The sequence below is a fragment of the Aeromonas bestiarum genome (genome assembly GCF_000819745.1).
GTDB classification, from domain to species: domain Bacteria; phylum Pseudomonadota; class Gammaproteobacteria; order Enterobacterales; family Aeromonadaceae; genus Aeromonas; species Aeromonas bestiarum.
On the sequence record NZ_CDDA01000015.1, the window covers coordinates 666449 to 682150 of the forward strand.

16 protein-coding genes are annotated in these 15702 nt (G+C 60.9%); 5 read left to right on the plus strand and 11 right to left on the minus strand.

The window, feature by feature from the left end:
• Nucleotides 1-117: 117 nt before the first annotated feature.
• Both aroC and prmB read right to left on the minus strand, forming a co-directional pair.
• Complete coding sequence (gene aroC / locus BN1118_RS10065; RefSeq protein WP_043555824.1) at nucleotides 118-1206, minus strand: chorismate synthase; 1089 nt, start codon at nucleotides 1204-1206, stop codon at nucleotides 118-120.
• A gap of 16 nt (nucleotides 1207-1222) precedes the next feature.
• A complete protein-coding gene (prmB, locus tag BN1118_RS10070; RefSeq protein WP_043142017.1) occupies nucleotides 1223-2158 on the minus strand; it encodes a 50S ribosomal protein L3 N(5)-glutamine methyltransferase in 936 nt (311 codons plus the stop codon).
• 65 nt (nucleotides 2159-2223) lie between these two features.
• On the opposite strand from prmB, the gene smrB reads away from it, so the two are divergent.
• Nucleotides 2224-2748: an endonuclease SmrB gene (gene smrB / locus BN1118_RS10075; RefSeq protein WP_005315464.1), complete on the plus strand. Its 525-nt coding sequence runs from the start codon at nucleotides 2224-2226 to the stop codon at nucleotides 2746-2748.
• 160 nt (nucleotides 2749-2908) lie between these two features.
• Here the strand turns inward: smrB and BN1118_RS10080 are convergent, their stop codons facing one another.
• On the minus strand, nucleotides 2909-3319 hold the full coding sequence (locus tag BN1118_RS10080; protein WP_043141921.1) for an SRPBCC domain-containing protein: 411 nt from the start codon (nucleotides 3317-3319) through the stop codon (nucleotides 2909-2911).
• Between the two features lie 248 nt (nucleotides 3320-3567).
• On the opposite strand from BN1118_RS10080, the gene BN1118_RS10085 reads away from it, so the two are divergent.
• Entirely contained in the window at nucleotides 3568-4863 is a 1296-nt protein-coding gene (locus tag BN1118_RS10085) for a sensor domain-containing diguanylate cyclase (RefSeq protein ID WP_043555826.1), read from the plus strand.
• A gap of 117 nt (nucleotides 4864-4980) precedes the next feature.
• Here the strand turns inward: BN1118_RS10085 and BN1118_RS10090 are convergent, their stop codons facing one another.
• From BN1118_RS10090 to BN1118_RS10105, 4 genes are all read right to left on the minus strand, one after another.
• Entirely contained in the window at nucleotides 4981-5583 is a 603-nt protein-coding gene (locus BN1118_RS10090; RefSeq protein WP_043555828.1) for a histidine phosphatase family protein, read from the minus strand.
• A 45-nt stretch (nucleotides 5584-5628) separates the two neighbouring features.
• The gene (locus tag BN1118_RS10095) at nucleotides 5629-6027 is read right to left on the minus strand and encodes a GFA family protein (RefSeq protein ID WP_043141925.1); all 399 of its coding nucleotides are present in this window, start codon (nucleotides 6025-6027) and stop codon (nucleotides 5629-5631) included.
• Nucleotides 6028-6220: 193 nt separating this feature from the next.
• Nucleotides 6221-6670 carry a GNAT family N-acetyltransferase gene (locus BN1118_RS10100; protein WP_043555829.1) on the minus strand — a complete coding sequence of 150 codons (450 nt, stop codon included), beginning with the start codon at nucleotides 6668-6670 and terminating at the stop codon, nucleotides 6221-6223.
• 65 nt (nucleotides 6671-6735) lie between these two features.
• A complete protein-coding gene (locus tag BN1118_RS10105) occupies nucleotides 6736-7095 on the minus strand; it encodes a VOC family protein (protein WP_244463596.1) in 360 nt (119 codons plus the stop codon).
• A 273-nt stretch (nucleotides 7096-7368) separates the two neighbouring features.
• Here BN1118_RS10105 and BN1118_RS21675 point away from each other — a divergent pair, with 273 nt between their 5' ends.
• Nucleotides 7369-7524, plus strand: coding sequence for a hypothetical protein (locus BN1118_RS21675; RefSeq protein WP_156994880.1), 156 nt, complete (start codon nucleotides 7369-7371; stop codon nucleotides 7522-7524).
• A gap of 203 nt (nucleotides 7525-7727) precedes the next feature.
• Here the strand turns inward: BN1118_RS21675 and BN1118_RS10110 are convergent, their stop codons facing one another.
• Both BN1118_RS10110 and BN1118_RS10115 read right to left on the minus strand, forming a co-directional pair.
• Nucleotides 7728-9179, minus strand: a complete 1452-nt coding sequence (locus tag BN1118_RS10110; RefSeq protein WP_084214069.1) for a chitinase — start codon at nucleotides 9177-9179, stop codon at nucleotides 7728-7730.
• Between the two features lie 324 nt (nucleotides 9180-9503).
• Nucleotides 9504-10733: a methyltransferase gene (locus BN1118_RS10115; RefSeq protein WP_043555895.1), complete on the minus strand. Its 1230-nt coding sequence runs from the start codon at nucleotides 10731-10733 to the stop codon at nucleotides 9504-9506.
• Nucleotides 10734-10987: 254 nt separating this feature from the next.
• Between BN1118_RS10115 and BN1118_RS10120 the strand changes: the two genes are divergently transcribed.
• The gene (locus tag BN1118_RS10120; protein ID WP_043555832.1) at nucleotides 10988-11566 is read left to right on the plus strand and encodes a PhnA domain-containing protein; all 579 of its coding nucleotides are present in this window, start codon (nucleotides 10988-10990) and stop codon (nucleotides 11564-11566) included.
• A 443-nt stretch (nucleotides 11567-12009) separates the two neighbouring features.
• On the opposite strand, the gene BN1118_RS10125 is transcribed toward BN1118_RS10120, so the two are convergent.
• Nucleotides 12010-13008, minus strand: a complete 999-nt coding sequence (locus BN1118_RS10125) for a Wadjet anti-phage system protein JetD domain-containing protein (protein ID WP_043555833.1) — start codon at nucleotides 13006-13008, stop codon at nucleotides 12010-12012.
• A gap of 256 nt (nucleotides 13009-13264) precedes the next feature.
• On the opposite strand from BN1118_RS10125, the gene BN1118_RS10130 reads away from it, so the two are divergent.
• The gene (locus tag BN1118_RS10130) at nucleotides 13265-14557 is read left to right on the plus strand and encodes a lipase family alpha/beta hydrolase (protein WP_043555835.1); all 1293 of its coding nucleotides are present in this window, start codon (nucleotides 13265-13267) and stop codon (nucleotides 14555-14557) included.
• Nucleotides 14558-14645: 88 nt separating this feature from the next.
• On the opposite strand, the gene BN1118_RS10135 is transcribed toward BN1118_RS10130, so the two are convergent.
• On the minus strand, nucleotides 14646-15563 hold the full coding sequence (locus BN1118_RS10135; protein ID WP_043555836.1) for a PhzF family phenazine biosynthesis protein: 918 nt from the start codon (nucleotides 15561-15563) through the stop codon (nucleotides 14646-14648).
• Nucleotides 15564-15702: the final 139 nt, after the last annotated feature.

Here is a 15702-nt window from a genome sequence, read left to right on the forward strand (position 1 = left end):
CGGCGAGATCCATAAAAAAGGCGACCCTGGGGTCGCCTTTTTGCGCTGCCTGTTATTGCGCCATTGCGGTATTTTTCTGCGCTCCCCCTCAATCAGTTGGCGGGGTAGGCAGGCCGATCAGCGCAACTGGGGGGTATGGGTCAGCACGCCCTGATTCTGGGCACGATGGCGCAGCAGGTGATCCATCAACACCAGCGCCAGCATGGCTTCGGCGATGGGCACGGCGCGAATGCCGACACAAGGATCGTGACGACCCTTGGTGATCATCTCGATGGCCTCGCCCTCGGTATTGATGGTCTTGCCCGGCACTGTGATGCTGGACGTGGGTTTGAGCGCCATGCTAACCACAATATCCTGACCGGACGAAATCCCGCCCAGAATGCCGCCCGCATGGTTGCTGGCAAAGCCAGCCGGGGTCATCTCGTCGCGATGTTCGGAGCCTTTTTGCTCCACCACGGCAAAACCGTCGCCTATCTCCACCCCTTTTACGGCATTGATGCCCATCATGGCGTGGGCTATGTCGGCATCGAGCCGGTCGAACACCGGCTCACCCAGGCCCACCGGCACCTTGCTGGCAATGACCTGTACCTTGGCACCGACACTGTTGCCCTCTTTTTTCAGGTCACGCATGTACTGATCGAGCGCCTCCAGCTTGCCCGCATCGGGGAAGAAGAAGGGGTTCTGCTCAATCTGCGCCGCGTCGAACGCCTCGGCCTTGATGGGGCCGAGCTGGGAGAGGAAGCCGGTGATCTCGATGCCGTGCATCTGCTTGAGATACTTCTTGGCGATGGCGCCCGCCGCCACCCGCATCGCGGTCTCACGGGCGGAGGAGCGACCACCGCCCCGATAATCCCGCTGACCATATTTCTGGTGGTAGGTGTAATCGGCATGGCCCGGGCGGAACACATCCTTAATGTCGGAGTAGTCCTTGGAGCGCTGATCGGTATTCTCGATGAGCAGCCCGATGGAGGTGCCTGTGGTCTTGCCCTCGAACACCCCGGAGAGGATCTTCACCTCATCCGGCTCACGGCGTGGCGTGGTGTAACGGGAGGTGCCGGGCTTGCGCCGATCCAGATCTCCCTGCAGATCCGCTTCGCTTATCTCGAGCCCGGGCGGGCAACCGTCGACCACGGCGCCCAGCGCCAGGCCGTGGCTCTCGCCAAAGGTGGTGACCCGAAAGAGTTGGCCAAAACTGTTCCCTGCCATGGGTGCTCCTTGCTGCTTAGCTCTTGTAAATCGCGAAATGGTCCCGGTATTGCTCCAGCTCGGCCCTGGTCATCACGAACACACCGTGACCACCGTTCTCGAACTCGACCCAGGTAAAGGGCACTTCGGGGAACTGGGCTTCCAGGTGGATCATGCTGTTGCCCACCTCGACCACCAGCACGCCATCATCCTTGAGGAAGTCGGCGGCATTGGCCAGCAGGCGCTTGGTGAGCTTGAGGCCATCGGAGCCGGAGGCCAGCGCCAGTTCCGGCTCGTGACGAAACTCCTCCGGCAGATCCGACATGTCTTCGGAGTCCACATAGGGCGGGTTGGAGACGATGAGATCGTACTTGTCACCGGCGGGCAGATCGCGCATCAGATCGGAGCGGATCGGAATGACCTGCTGCTCCAGACCGTGATCGGTGATGTTGCGCTCGGCCACGTTCAGCGCATCCACGCTGATGTCGATAGCATCCACTTCCGCATCCGGGAATTCGTGGGCCATGATGATGGCGATGCAACCGGAACCGGTACAGAGATCCATGATCCGGGTCGGCTCATGCTTGAGGAAGGGGGCGAAGCGGTTGGCCACCATCTCGGCGATGGGGGAACGCGGGATCAGCACCCGCTCGTCCACGTAGAACTCCCAACCGGCATACCAGGCCTTGTTGGTCAGGTAGGCGGCCGGCACGCGCTCCTGCACGCGGCGAATGATGAGCTCGGCGATGCGATGACGCTCGCTGGTGGTCAGACGGGAGTGGCGCATGCCCGGATCCGCGTCCGGCGGCAGATGTAGCGCGGGCAGTACCAGCTGCACGGCCTCATCCCAGGCGTTGTCGGTACCATGTCCGTAGAAGATCCCGGCGTCGTTGAAACGACTCATGGCCCAGCGCAACATGTCCTGGATGGTGTGCATCTCGGCAACCACCTCATCGATAAATATCTTGTCCAAATCCACCTCCAAGTCGAGTAATATCCGGCCCGAGAAACCTATATAGCGAGCAAGACGAGTACCTGATGAAAAAAACGCCCTCACCGACGATCGAGGAAAGCCTGCTGTTTCGCGATGCTGTCAAAGGTACCCGGAAAATTAAGCAAGATACCATAAGGGCCGACCTGCGCCCGGTCAAGCAGAAACGCGAACTGCGTGAAAGCCGCGAAAAGCTTGGGGTTGGCCACTTTTTCAGCGACGAGTACCAGCCCCATCTGGACGAGGATGGCCCGACCCGTTACGTGCGTGACGATGTGTCAAAATTCGAGCTGAAGAAGCTCAAACGCGGCATCTATCCGCCGGAGATTTATCTGGATCTGCACGGCATGAACCAGAATCAGGCAAAACAGGAGCTGGCCGCCCTGCTCACCCTCTGCCAGAAAGAGAACATCCACGTCGCCTCCGTGATGCACGGCATCGGCAAACACATCCTCAAGCAGCGGATCCCGAGCTGGCTGGCCCAGCACCCCAATGTGCGCGCCTTTCATCAGGCCCCCCGCGAATGGGGCGGCGACAGCGCCATCCTGGTGCTGCTGGATATAGAAGAGTAAACGGCCACAGACAAAGGGTGACAACACCCCTGCCGATGACGCTACCTTGATGCCCCTTGCCACCAGCGCCTGCCGCCTGCATCACACACTTGGGCTCATGTCCCAATAAAAAACCACCGCTGCCCGCCGGTGGTTTTTTATTGACCTGGCCGAACCTGCGTCAGCCAGCGGCCTCCACATAGCGTTTGAAGTTGTTCAAAATGCCCTGCCAGCCCGCTTGCTGTTGTTCGCGGCTATGCGCGGACTCGGCGTCAAAGTCCAGGCTCACCAGAGTGGCGCCTTGCTCCTCGACGAAGCGCACATCCACAGCCCGTCCGTCATCCATCACATAGGCAAGCCGGGTCGGTGCCTCGACCAGGGTGAAGGTGCCCTCGAAATCGAAGGCGGCACTGCCATCCCTGGCCGCCATGTGATGACAGAAACGACCACCCACCACCAGATCGACCCGGCTGCGCGTGGTGTGCCACTCATCGGAGGCGGCATTCCATTTGACGACACAGTCCGGGTCATTCCAGGCCCACCAGACGGCGTCTATCTCCTGCTCGATACGCGCATCAATGCTGATCTTCATCCCTCTCTCCTTGCCTCGATTGATATCCCTTGCCAGCGCTGGCCTCGACACCGAGGCCGCCTCTGCGAACACACCGGTGACGCGTGCGATACCCATGTCAACAGAGTAAAGCCCAGCCGCGCCCCCTGAGCCAGTCACCCCCGCCACGGCTTGACTCACCCCATGGCGGATCCTGACGCATGGCATGATTGGTGGAAAAACGGCCACACTATACTGAATATCAACGTGTTATTCGCAGTGGAGGTTGCATGTTCACACAGGGTTCCCATGCCGACATCAAGTCGTCTCTCGATGCCATCGGTGCCGCTGTGGCGGTATTTTCACTCGATGATGACGATCGTTTCACCCTGGTCTCGGCCAACGACACCTTTGCCCAGGCATTCGAGCTGGATGTGCTGAGCACCATAGGCAAACGGCTCAGCGAGATGTTTCCTCGCTACATCACCGGCAGCATAGAGCAGCCGATGCACGAATGCGTCAGCCAGCAGACCGGGCTGGAGAGCGAGCTCCCCATCGACACCCTGTCACGCACCAGCTGGTGGCGCTTCATCCTCTCCCCCATCATTCCCGAACAATCCCGCATCACCCGCATCATAGTCACGGCCATCGACATCACCGCCAAGAAGCAGCTGGAGGAGGCGCTCAAGATGAGCCGCAAGCGCTTCGAAGCCGTGGTCAACTCCGCCTATGACGGCATCATCAGCGTCAACAGCGAGTCGCGTATCGAGCTTATCAATACCGCCGCCTGCGAGATGTTCGGCGTCGATGAGACTTATGTCGGCAAGCGGCTGGAAACCCTGTTGCCCCAGCGTTTTCGCGCCAACCACGACGGCTATTTCAGGGCATTCAGCAGCTCACCCATCAATTCGCGCCCCATGCACGCCCGCGCCTCCGTGATGGGCCTGCGCCGCGATGGCAGCGAATTTCCACTGGAAGTCACCATCGCCAAGATCAATCTGGGTCAGACCACCGAGATGACCGCCATACTGCGGGACATTTCGGAGCGGGCCCGGCTGGTGGAAGAGCTGAAGGTAGCAGCCACCACGGATCCCCTGACCGGGATCGCCAACCGGCGCCGCTTCGACGAGCTGGTCAAGCTGGAGATGCAGCGCTGCCAGCGTTTCGGCCACACCATGAGCCTGCTGTTGATCGACATAGATCACTTCAAGCAGGTCAACGACACCTATGGCCATCAGCAAGGGGATCAGGCCATCCTCAGCCTGGTCAGGCGCATCGCCAAACAGCTGCGGGAAGTGGATATGCTGGGGCGCTGGGGCGGCGAGGAGTTCATCATCTTGCTGCCGGAAACCTCGCTGGAGCTGGCCTGGGCCAGCGCGGAGCGGATCCGCCTGGCCATAGAGTCGGAACGCCACCTGCTGGGCGCGGGCACCGAGGTGCCGCTCACCATCAGCATCGGCATCAGCGCGAGCCAGAGTCCGCAAGATACGGTGGAAAAAATGGTGCGCCGGGCGGATACCGCCCTCTATCTGGCCAAGAAACAGGGCCGCAATTGCTGCAAAAAGGAGTCGCCGGAGCAGTCGTAAGCCGGGCTTTCAACGCCACGGTCACCTGGCGTTCAAGCCCGAGTCAAAGGGGAACTCAGGCTGTCGAAACCAGCCAACTGAGCGCCATCCATTTTCAATGCGTACGCAATGAAACGCTCAATCTTGCAGGCTCGGACGACTGAAACGTATCAGTGGCCCGCTCGATGCATGCACCACGACCAAGCTGCCACCGTTCGGCAATTGCCAGTCGAAAAAATCGGAGAATCCCGTGGTCGTGAGAGCGCGGATCACTTTTGCCACCACCCCGTGCGCCACCAGCAAGACCCGCTCGCCCTGCGCCTCCTCGGCAAGCATGGTCAACCCCAGTGACACCCGCGCAATCACGGCATCCAGCGACTCCCCTTCCGGCGGCGCTGCTGTCCAGCGCCGGGTAATATTGCGCGCCCACAGCGCGGGATAACGCTCCCTCGCCTCTGCCTGGGTCAGCCCTTCAAATACCCCCACATGACGTTCACGAAAGGCGGGCACTATCCGGGCAGGCAGCGCCAGCGTGTGCGAGACAAGTTCGGCACTCTGCCTTGCCCGCAGCAGAGGCGAGGTCAGCAATCGCTGAAACGGCGCCTCCGTCGCCGCGATCAGCTGCGCCAATCTGGTGACTTGCGCAACTCCCGTGTCGTTCAGCCCGACATCCAGCGCCCCCAGATAACGCCCCTCGGCATTGGCCTGGGTCTCACCATGGCGGATCACCACCAGTTCCATCATTTGTCCTTGTCTGTCAACGTCATCGCATCAGCACCTTTCCCATCAAGGCTTGGGCGCAAACTGCTCGAACACCTGCTGGCCAGTCAGGGTGGGCGTCTCGTTCTTCAACTCGTAGAAGTCAGGCTTCTCATCGATGAAGATCTGGCTCGCCAGCTGAAAATCGTCCCGCTGGAAGAGGCCAGCCGGCACTATGTATTCATCCGTCGGCAGCAGGTGATAGAAGAGGTGGGTGCCGCAGGTGGGGCAAAAGCCGCGCTCCGCCCACTCGGAGGAGCGATAGGTCACAGGCGCCATCCCGCTGAAACGCACGTCCTTGCCGCAGTGCACCGCAAACAGGGGACCGCCGGACCAGCGCCGGCAGGTGGTGCAGTGGCAGAGGTTGACCTCCTGGTGATCCCCGCTCGACACCAGGATCCCGCCGCACAAACAATGTCCTTGCATAACGCCTCCCTGACAAGATGGATCCAAGCCGTTCTTCGGCCATATTTCGCATCAGATGAGTACCACGCCTGTCGCGCCCTCGCCATTAACTGCCTCACAAAACACGGCACGGATCCACCCAGTGCACCGCATCTGGGGGGGCGCCGCCTCTCCCTGTCGGCCAAAGAGGGACGCGTTCACCACGGCCTGCTCGTTACCCATCATCCCGCAAGCATTTCTTGAAACGCATCTCTCCCTCCTCCTGAATGCCATCCTCCATCCAGCCAAGGTGGCGATAAAAACCGTTGGCCCTGACCCGGAGATCCGCATCGGTCAGCAGCCACACCTCGGTGCACCCTTCGGCACTGAGCCAGCATTCGGCAGCCTGCATCAAGCGGCGACCCAGCCCCCTGCCCTCATGACTCTGGCGCACAAACAGGGCAAATATGGTGGCGTCACCGGCCTCTGCCATCGCAAACGCCACCACCTGGTCCCCATCACAGGCCACCCAGCCTCGCCCGCTTCCGGTGAGCATGCCGGGCAAGGTGGCGGGGGTGATCCCCACTGCAGCCAGCTCCAGGAGGGACATCTGGTTCTCTCGCACACTGGTACGCACCTCGAACATCGCCGGGACATCCGCCGGGGTAGCAATACGTATCGTCATAACACCTGCTTGTCTGTGCCGAGCCGGACCCCGTTTGGCCTGCCCAGCATGAATGAATGTTTGCGTCAGCGTCTGGCCGTTTCCTGCAGGGCGATCCGGTTGCCCTCGGGATCCTGAAATTCAGCCACCCTGATGGTGTCGCCAACCCGGGTAACGGGATACAGACTTTTGGCTCCGGCCAGCAAGGCGCTGGCCATCACCTGCTCGATATCGGTCACCGCCAGATAAATCCGCGTGCCATCCAGACTCGGAACATATGTCTCTCCCCTGGCCAGGGCACCGGAACCCCCCTCGCCCCCCTCCGAGAGCGGGAACAACGCCATCTCGTTGCCATCTATCTCCGCTCGCTCGAACATGATGCCAAATACGCGGGAGTAAAACTCGATGGCTCGCGTCATATCCGTCACCGGAATTTCAAAATGCATGGCGATATTCATTGTGTGGCCCCTCTTTGTTTATCCCGATTCCGCCATCATCAAGGTCCATGTCTGATATAGCCACCTGTCTTTCAAAACACAGAGTGAGAGGCTGGCACACGACAAGATCACGCCATTATGCCGCGCCATATCAAACAATGGATATTGTTCCAGGGGCAGTGTGCCAAACGCAACAACCCTGAAAATAGGCTTGACGACGGTGGAGATGAATTTTCCTGCCCCAGGTTATCGAGTGTTGTCGCGCGATAACAAGAGGCCGGCATGATGGCTGCCAGCCATAACACCACGCTGGATGAGCAGCCGTTCGCCAATATTTATGGCATCCAACCCACATCGCCAGACCAGCAAACGGCTTTTCGCCGCACATATATCTCCAACAGTGAGCACCATAAGATACCGGATATGAACAGAGGATAAATAAACCGTCTTCTTCAGGGATAAGTCATCTCTTGATAAGCGGGAGGTGCAAGCATGGCAATTCATCTTCTGCCTGGATGAATAAATGGCCTCTATATGATGAAAGGGGGAGGCAATAAGCCTCCCCCCTTGCCGTTCAGCCAGATATATGAAGGAGCCGTGGTACAAATTTCGTTAGCCCAAGTGACGAAGCCAAGCCCTCCTTACCTGGCCGGCACCAGCGCCCAGGGATCGCCCTTGCCGGGCTCATTGCCCTGAGTCCACCACTTTGCCTGATAAACGGCGCCCTTGTAGCTGACCTTGGCCCCCGCCGTATAGACGGCGGTCGCGCTCCAGGCCGGCGCGTCCCCGATCGGCGGATCGACCGGATCCACGGGGGCCGGATCCAGCTTGGCCACCACCCGTACCTTGGGCCAGTTGGCATGGGAGCCGTAGAAGTTGGTCACACACTTCTCGTAATCCCCCGGCACCAGGGCCGAATAGGCGGTCTGAAAACCCACCAGCTCACATTCGAAGGAGTAACCGCCGGGTCTGTCCGGGTAGTACTTCCAGTTGCCATCCCAGTTGGTATAAAGCACATCGGTGGCGCCGTTCAGATTCAGGCTGCCATAAGGGGTCTGCTGCCAGCAGGTGTTCTTCTCGTCGGCCTTGACGGGGATCTGGTAGTGCTCGGCCAGCCCTTCCCAATAACGGATCCGGTTGACCGGTTGGCCCTTGTCCTTGTTCTGTTCACCGCACTCTATGCCACCGTTGATGACGTTGATGGTGGTGCCAAAGCCGTAGCCGATGCCCGCTGCTATCTCGCGCTGGGAAGGCACCCAGGTGCGGTCTATCACGTGCAGCATGGCGGGCTTGGGGGCCTGGGGGGTGAGGAAGAACCAGATGGCGGAGGCGAGGTTGAGCCAGGAGTCGGCGACCCGCCCCGGATCGCTCAGCAGCACCGAGGCATCACCCGCAAACATGGCCTCGGAGAAGGCGCCGTAGTTGAAGTGATAAGAGAGCTGCTTTGCGCCGCGCCCGAAATAGCCCTGCCCCGTGCTGCAGGGCCACTTCTTGTTCTGCCAGTCATTCTGGCCGCAACCCGTGGTGTAACCCGCCTGCCCCTCTGACCACCCCATCTCGCGCACATGCACCAGCGCCTGTTGCCACTCCTCCAGCGCCAGCGGATTGTCGGATATATTGTTCTTGCTGATATGCCCGCCCGTCTCCTGGGCAAAATGGGCGAAGGCCGTCACTATGGATTTTTTGCAGATGGCATCCGAATCCCGGCCATCGGTATATTCACCACAAAAAGCCGGGAATTTACCTATGGCCCGCAAGAAGCGTTCATAGGTATATTCAGGCGCCGCCATCTGGGTCAAATATTCCCAGTCCGATTCCGTGAATACCCGCTCGACCCGTTTGACGTTATCCGGATTGCTGGCCGCTCTTGGTATGATGGCATCGACAATATTATTGGGCCGTGTCGCCAATGCTTTTGACCAGACCCCGTACATGGGATTGGCTGTTTTTGCTTTTTCAACTGCCGCCAGATCCGGTGCGGCAATCACATATCCACCGGCATTTTGTGGATCGGGCTGAATATTCATGGCGGCATAGCTTGGAAATGCGCAGGCAGCAGCAACCAGCCAGGCGCATTGCGTGGGTTTGAACATGGGGCACAGTCCTTGTCTCGGAAAAGTTCACCCCGAGAATAGGCCTTTTCATAACTAAATTCTCATCAAAAATTAAGAAATAAAACGGATCTGTGAGCCATTTCACTCTCTGGGCGCAACGCCATAAAATGCATAAAAAACAGATATTCTGAATTGCGCAGTGTGTGCCGTGATATGCCTTGTAAAGGCCGATGAAAAATAATAGCAACCCGCATCTTGCCGTGGCCCATCCCATGATGGGCCACATCACACGCCAATGGGGTCAATCACCCGGCAGGATAGGAACTGCCCGGCTGGCCGCCGGGCATTCCAGAGGGGTGTCACTCATGCCTGTGCAGAGCGCACGGCACGGATCAAGATATTGCGGGGGGTCATGGGTTTGTCGCAAAACTCGCCCACTTCCACCCGGTAGCCCTGCTCTTGCAGGAAGAGCGCCCGATCGAGCGCCAACCAGATCTCGAGCGGTCGGCGGAACAGATGACGCACCAGCTCCATGCGGGCGACATCGCCATAACGGGCCTCCCCCATGGCCAGAAAAGCGGCAAGATCCATTCCCGCCGGCAGGGCTATTCCCTTGCGCTCGGCCGCCCATTCACAGAACGCCTCGAAGCTGCCGGTGAGCAGGCTTTTTTGCATATTGGGCACCGGCAGGTATTCGTTCACTCCGCGCACCTGGCGCTGCAGGCAGTCAAACCCGAGCCGCCACACCACCTCCAGCTCGCGCAAGCGCGAGATGCGGGCTCCGGCGGTCACCGTCTCCTGCAGCGGCAACCGCAGATCCGCCTTGGCCAGGTGCAGATCGCTGGCCCGGGCGGCGGTGGACAAGGGGGCATAGTGAGTGCCGCGGATCAGGTGATAGCAACAAGGGGATATGGTCACCCCCTGAGCGCCGCGCTCTGCCACCAGCGCCAACAGATGGGTGTGCAGCTCGCCGCAGGCGTGCAACGCCATGGCGTGGTGCTCGGTGGCGAGCAGCTGGCCGGCATCGACCGCAAAGGCATCCGCCTGCACAAACTGCATGCGGGCCCCGTCACGCGCCGCCAGCCGACGCCCTTCTTCACAGAGCGGACCTTGCAGCTCCAGGCTCAGGATCTCTGCCCGGCGATGCAGGGAAACCAGCCGTCCCAGATGTCCCTTGCCCGCGCACCACTCCAGATAGGGGCCTTGATGGGGTGGCAGGCAGCCGGTAAAGGCCTCTATCTGCGCCTGCTTGCGACCCGGCATGTGCATCGCCATCTCCTTGGCGCACTGGATGGGCTCGGGGCTAAATAGCGCGAGCTCACTCAGGGCATGCAGCGTCTTCCCCGCCGGGATCCAGGGGGCGAGCAGGTCGCACAATGCCCCCATGTCGCCATCGAGTCGATTGATCTGTTCAAGGGGCATGGCGTTGAGCTGTGCGGCCAGCGCGGGTGCCTCGTCGGCGAAGGCCAGGTTCAGGTGATGATAGGGTTGGTATTGCCACCAGCGCCGGGTCTCGGTCAGCAATCTATCCAGTTGTTGAAAACGTTGAGCCAGCACGCTTGCCCCTGCCTTGCAGTCAAAAAAGAGGCTTATTCTAGCGATCCCTCCCCAAAAAGCACTCGCCAATGCGAACCGGCCGCCATGAGACCGGACTCCGGCCTGACTGGCGGTCATGCACCCAGGCTTGGCCCCGGCAAGCCGCCGTGAGCGCAAGTGTCAACCTGGCAAACGACCCGGAGCCCGGGTGTTGGCCTGACAAAGAGAGGGGTTTTATGCTATATTCCGCCCCCTCTTTACCCTGGTTCGCTCAAGGCGGGCCATTTTACCAACATGAATGGAACCAAAACATGACCATCAATGCCATCCTGCAAGCGCGCGCGGGCGCCAAGTGTGAACTGTGCGGCGCCGAACAGGCACTGACTGCCTTCGCTGTGCCCCACTCACCGGCCAGCGATGATGATCACAGCCTTGCCCTGTGTGACACCTGCCGTGGCCAGCTGGAGCAGCCGGACACCACAGTGGTCAATCACTGGCGTTGCCTGGGCGACAGCATGTGGAGCCAGGTTCCCGCCGTGCAGGTCATGGCGTGGCGTCAGCTGAAAGCCCTGTCCGGCCAGGGCGAAGTGTGGGCTCAGGACATGCTGGACATGATGTACATGGAAGACGAGACCAAGGCCTGGGCCGAAGCCGGCATGGCCAGCGATGATGACGACAGCGTACCGACCCTGGATTCCAACGGCGCCGTGCTGGTCGAAGGCGACTCGGTCACCTTGATCAAAGATCTGGACGTCAAGGGCGGCGGCTTCACCGCCAAGCGCGGCACCCTGGTCAAGGGCATCCGCCTGACCAACAACCCGCTGCACATCGAAGGCAAGGTCAACGGCGTGCAGATAGTGCTGGTCGCCGCCTACCTGAAAAAAGCCTGATAGAGTCCGGTTTGCCAGTGATACCAAGAGCGCCCCAAGGGGCGCTTTTTGGTGGCCGCAATATGCCGCACAAGCCTTCTGGTAGTCGCCCAACCTTGTCTGATGCCTACTGCAACCGAGGTCACACGCAGCTAGCCCCCCTGTTTTTCCTCGGCACCCCGGTTGAAATGTGCTGTTTTCTTCGACAGAGGCTTGGCTCAGACGGCAACCCTGTGGCAATCTGGGACGTCGATGGACAGACTCACGGACACTCAAGGTGTCCCCACTGCAAAAGGAGCAACACAGATGGCCAAAGCCAGCAAGAAAGATATCAAGAAGAAGATCGCCGCACGCCTTGAGAAAATTGCCAAGCACGAAGGCAAGATCAAGAAGCTGAAAAAAGCCCTGAAATAAGGGCCGGCATGATAAAAAAACCGCCATCAGGCGGTTTTTTTATGGCGCCATTAGTCGCAAGCCACACCCAATGGCCATGACTGCCAGCGTCTGGCGAGCACCAGCACCTCTTGCTCCAGCCACAACCCGTGTGCGATCAGATGCGTCAGCGCCTCTGCCAGCAGATCCCCTGGCCTGCCTGCCGTGGGAGCGGCACGCCAGGGGATCTTGCCTCTGCTGGCCTGTTGCCCCTCAAGCTGACGGGTCAGAGGACGGGCATAGTGATGGATATACGCCATCAGCGTCTCGGGCAACCAGAGTGCCAGGGGCCGATGGATGGCCCCGGCCAGCTCGGTGGCAATATCCAATCCCCGCTGATCCAGATCGCCAAAATGAGCCCAGGGCACAGCCGCCGGCAACAGCGGGATCACTTGCCGTGCCAGCCTGGTATTGCGGCCAGGCACATAGAGCAGCAGGTCCCCCGCTTGCAATGGGTAATCCACGAAGGCGCCCTTGTTCTCCACCGTGACTATCTGCCGCCCTTGCCACTCGATGCCCTGCAACCTGGCCAGGCTGCGCTCCGGCAAGGCCAGCTCTCCCAAGAGTGCCATCGGCGCACTCATCTCGTGGCGCTTGCCATCCTGATCGATGAGTGACAACGAGCTCAGGGTACGCAGTCGGATCACCTCATCCTGCGTCAATGCTATGTCCATGGCAGCTTGATCCGGGTCTGTGTCACTGCGTGGATGCTTGCTGTCCCCATGCCAGAGGGCATGAAAACTGGCCTGATTGAGGCGCGAAGGCAAGCTCACCCCGAGGGCCTGCACACTGCCGCGCATGTCCGCCATCTGAGGTGTTGTGTGTGCCAGCTGCTTGGCAAGATAGTCGTGCCCAGCGGGGGTCAAGGTATGGCGAGCGCTGCGCCCCACCGGCTTGACGCCGCTCACCGCCTGCAACAGGGCAAGCAGCTCGCGGCCATGCTTGCTATCGAGTGAATACCCCTTCTCGTCGGTGCCCTCCAGCAAGCGGGCACAGAGATCCTGTACCCTGCGCTCATCAAACAGTGACATCTTCGCCTCCCTATTACGGTGCCATATGACCAAGTAGAGAGGATTTTGCTGCCCGTTACCGTGACCAGCCTCGCGCCAGGGGAAACGCACTCCCGCGGCACCCCGTGCAGCAAGGGGCCCTGCCCCGCAGGATCTGCCAGCGGCTTCACTGGTAAACCCGAGGCAAACACGGCAAGCTGGATGGGTCTGTGCCAGTCAGCACGCATCCAGTGGGTGCAAGTCTGCTTGCTGACACCATCTCCCTGAGGGCGACCCCATGACCCAGTCGACAGAGCAGCAGCCGGTTTCCTCCTGGCATCTTTCCGATATCCGCGAGCTGGCCCGCTTGCTCACCCAGGCCCTGCCTGCTGCCGTGCAGATCACCGAGGCCGTCCATCAGGCGGTGTTGAGTGGCATGGGGATCAGGGGCAAGGCCCAGGGTCAAACCCGGGGGATCACGGGTCTGGTCTACCAGGGAGTGCATGGCGCCGCCCATACCCTGAGCGGTGGCATCCATGCCCTGCTCACCCGCTTGCCACCGACGCCTCCCTTGCACCAGATCCCCGAGACGCCCAGGCGCGCCGCCCTGCTCGCCACCCTCAATGGTGTGATGGGGGACAAGCTGGTCGAGAGCCACAATGCCCTCGCCACGCCCATGACACTGCGCCATGGCGGCCAGCCTCTGGACTGGCACGCCATGCCGTCGAGTCTGCCCGCCGGGGGCCGGGTGCTGCTGATGGTGCATGGTCTGTGCATGAACGATCTGCAGTGGCAGACCCAAATCAGGGGGAAGGACAAAGAAAAAACGCTCAACCATGGGGAGATACTGGCCGGCGAGCTGGGCTATGTGCCCGTCTATGTGCGCTACAACTCGGGCCTGCCCGTTGCGCAAAACGGGCGGGAGCTGGCCCGTCAGCTGGAACGGCTGGCAACCCACTGGCCCGGCGGCATCGACGAGATCAGCGTGCTGGCCTACAGCATGGGCGGCTTGGTGATCCGCAGCGCCTGTCATCATGCCAGCCAGAGTGAGATGGGCTGGCCCGGCGCCCTGAAAAACATGGTGTTTCTCGGCACGCCACATCATGGCGCCCCCCTTGAGCACGCCGGTCACTGGCTGGAGCAGCTGCTGCCTGCCACCGCCTATACCCAGCCCTTCGTCAGGCTGGCACAACTGCGCAGCGCCGGCATCAAGGATCTGCGCCACGGCAAGGTGCTGGACTCGCCGCCCCCGCAGGGCGAACCGCACACCACCTTGCCCGATCCTCGCCCCCCCTTGCCCCTGCCCGCCGAAGTGGCCTGCTTCACCATAGCGGCCACCACGGCGGCCAAACGCGGTCTGCTGGCTGATCGGCTGATTGGCGATGGACTTGTGCCCCTGCGCAGCGCCCTCGGCCAGCATGATGAGGTGCGCCACCAGCTGGCATTCCCCCCTTCCCACTGCTGGATTGCCTACCGCACCAGCCATATGGCCCTGCTCGGCAGCCTGCAGGTAAGTCGTCAGTTGCTGCACTGGCTCACCCCCGTTCACGAGGAGCAGAATCCGTCTGGGGAGCATGGCCAGAGCGCATAGTGGGCGCAATATGCCGAGAAACACGCTCAAGTTCGCTCCTGCACAAAGGAAAAAACCGCCAGTTGGCGGTTTTTTCATTGCGTGTCGCTCACATCAGGCGGGCCCGGCCGAACACCCTGATTGAGCTGCCGGGTGCGGCCGGGATCTCGGCGTGCAGGTGTGACGCCATCCCCATGTCCTCACCCTGAAAGAGATCTATGATGCCGCCGTGGGGCCAATGGATATCGCGCAGGTAACCGGCAAAGGCGGCGGTGGCCGCGCCTGTGGCGGGATCCTCATAGACGCCGCCATAGGCGAAGGGATTGCGGGTATGAAACAGCTGATCCCGGGCGGCATGGGCCAGCAGTATGGTGACCAGCCCTTCCCTTTGCATCAGGGTTCGCCCCTGCGCCAGTTCGTAGTGCATGGCCGAGAGCGCAGCCCGACTGTTCAGGGCCAGCACCAGATGATCGGCGCCGCCATGGATAAGTGCCGGCGGAATGCGGGGATCCAGATCTGCTGACGTGTAACCAAACAGCGTCAGCGCGGCACTCACCAACTCGGCCGGGGCCGGCTTGCTGCGGGTTGGCGGCGATTGCAGCGCCGCCTGCCACTGCCCCTCCTCATCCTGCCAGCCCGATACCTTGATCTCGGTCTGATTGAGGTGCAATGCATACTCCCCTTCTCCAAAACGCCGCGCCAGCGCCACACCCAGGGCGATTGTGGCATGGCCGCAGAAGGGCACCTCGGCCTCGGGGGAGAAGTAACGCACCCGCCACTCCCCAGACTCGACAGCTTGCCGGGCGGTCGCAGTCCCCCGGGGTGAGCCTGGTGGCCCGAGTAGCGACAAGGGCGCGGCGAAGGCCGTTTCCGAAAATCCCACCTGGGCGGCGATGCGTTGCATCTCCTCTGCCGCGGGCAAGCGAGGCCCCAGCCAGACACCTGCAGGATTCCCTCCTTGCTGTCCGTCAGAAAACGCGGCGATCCGCACCAACTCAGGCTCCAACGGGGAGGCTAGCTCCTTCATGACCACTCCTTGCTTGCGTGCTGAAAACCACTCTGGCGCCTGTGATGGGGCCCCAAGCGAGGGACACTGGCAAATGCAGGCCATGCCCCCATATAAGATAAGCAGACCCAGCTTACCCGTTAAATTAGGCTCTGTCCCA

What these genes read in the sequence shown, in the direction of transcription:
- aroC (WP_043555824.1), bottom strand. Translation starts at nt 1,206, where the DNA reads ATGGCAGGGAACAGTTTTGGCCAACTCTTTCGGGTCACCACCTTTGGC.
- BN1118_RS10120 (WP_043555832.1), top strand. Translation starts at nt 10,988, where the DNA reads ATGACCATCAATGCCATCCTGCAAGCGCGCGCGGGCGCCAAGTGTGAA.
- smrB (WP_005315464.1), top strand. Translation starts at nt 2,224, where the DNA reads ATGAAAAAAACGCCCTCACCGACGATCGAGGAAAGCCTGCTGTTTCGC.
- BN1118_RS10105 (WP_244463596.1), bottom strand. Translation starts at nt 7,095, where the DNA reads ATGCATTTTGAAATTCCGGTGACGGATATGACGCGAGCCATCGAGTTT.
- BN1118_RS10080 (WP_043141921.1), bottom strand. Translation starts at nt 3,319, where the DNA reads ATGAAGATCAGCATTGATGCGCGTATCGAGCAGGAGATAGACGCCGTC.
- BN1118_RS10125 (WP_043555833.1), bottom strand. Translation starts at nt 13,008, where the DNA reads ATGTCACTGTTTGATGAGCGCAGGGTACAGGATCTCTGTGCCCGCTTG.
- BN1118_RS10100 (WP_043555829.1), bottom strand. Translation starts at nt 6,670, where the DNA reads ATGACGATACGTATTGCTACCCCGGCGGATGTCCCGGCGATGTTCGAG.
- BN1118_RS10130 (WP_043555835.1), top strand. Translation starts at nt 13,265, where the DNA reads ATGACCCAGTCGACAGAGCAGCAGCCGGTTTCCTCCTGGCATCTTTCC.
- BN1118_RS10110 (WP_084214069.1), bottom strand. Translation starts at nt 9,179, where the DNA reads ATGTTCAAACCCACGCAATGCGCCTGGCTGGTTGCTGCTGCCTGCGCA.
- BN1118_RS21675 (WP_156994880.1), top strand. Translation starts at nt 7,369, where the DNA reads ATGATGGCTGCCAGCCATAACACCACGCTGGATGAGCAGCCGTTCGCC.
- BN1118_RS10135 (WP_043555836.1), bottom strand. Translation starts at nt 15,563, where the DNA reads ATGAAGGAGCTAGCCTCCCCGTTGGAGCCTGAGTTGGTGCGGATCGCC.
- BN1118_RS10095 (WP_043141925.1), bottom strand. Translation starts at nt 6,027, where the DNA reads ATGCAAGGACATTGTTTGTGCGGCGGGATCCTGGTGTCGAGCGGGGAT.
- BN1118_RS10085 (WP_043555826.1), top strand. Translation starts at nt 3,568, where the DNA reads ATGTTCACACAGGGTTCCCATGCCGACATCAAGTCGTCTCTCGATGCC.
- BN1118_RS10090 (WP_043555828.1), bottom strand. Translation starts at nt 5,583, where the DNA reads ATGGAACTGGTGGTGATCCGCCATGGTGAGACCCAGGCCAATGCCGAG.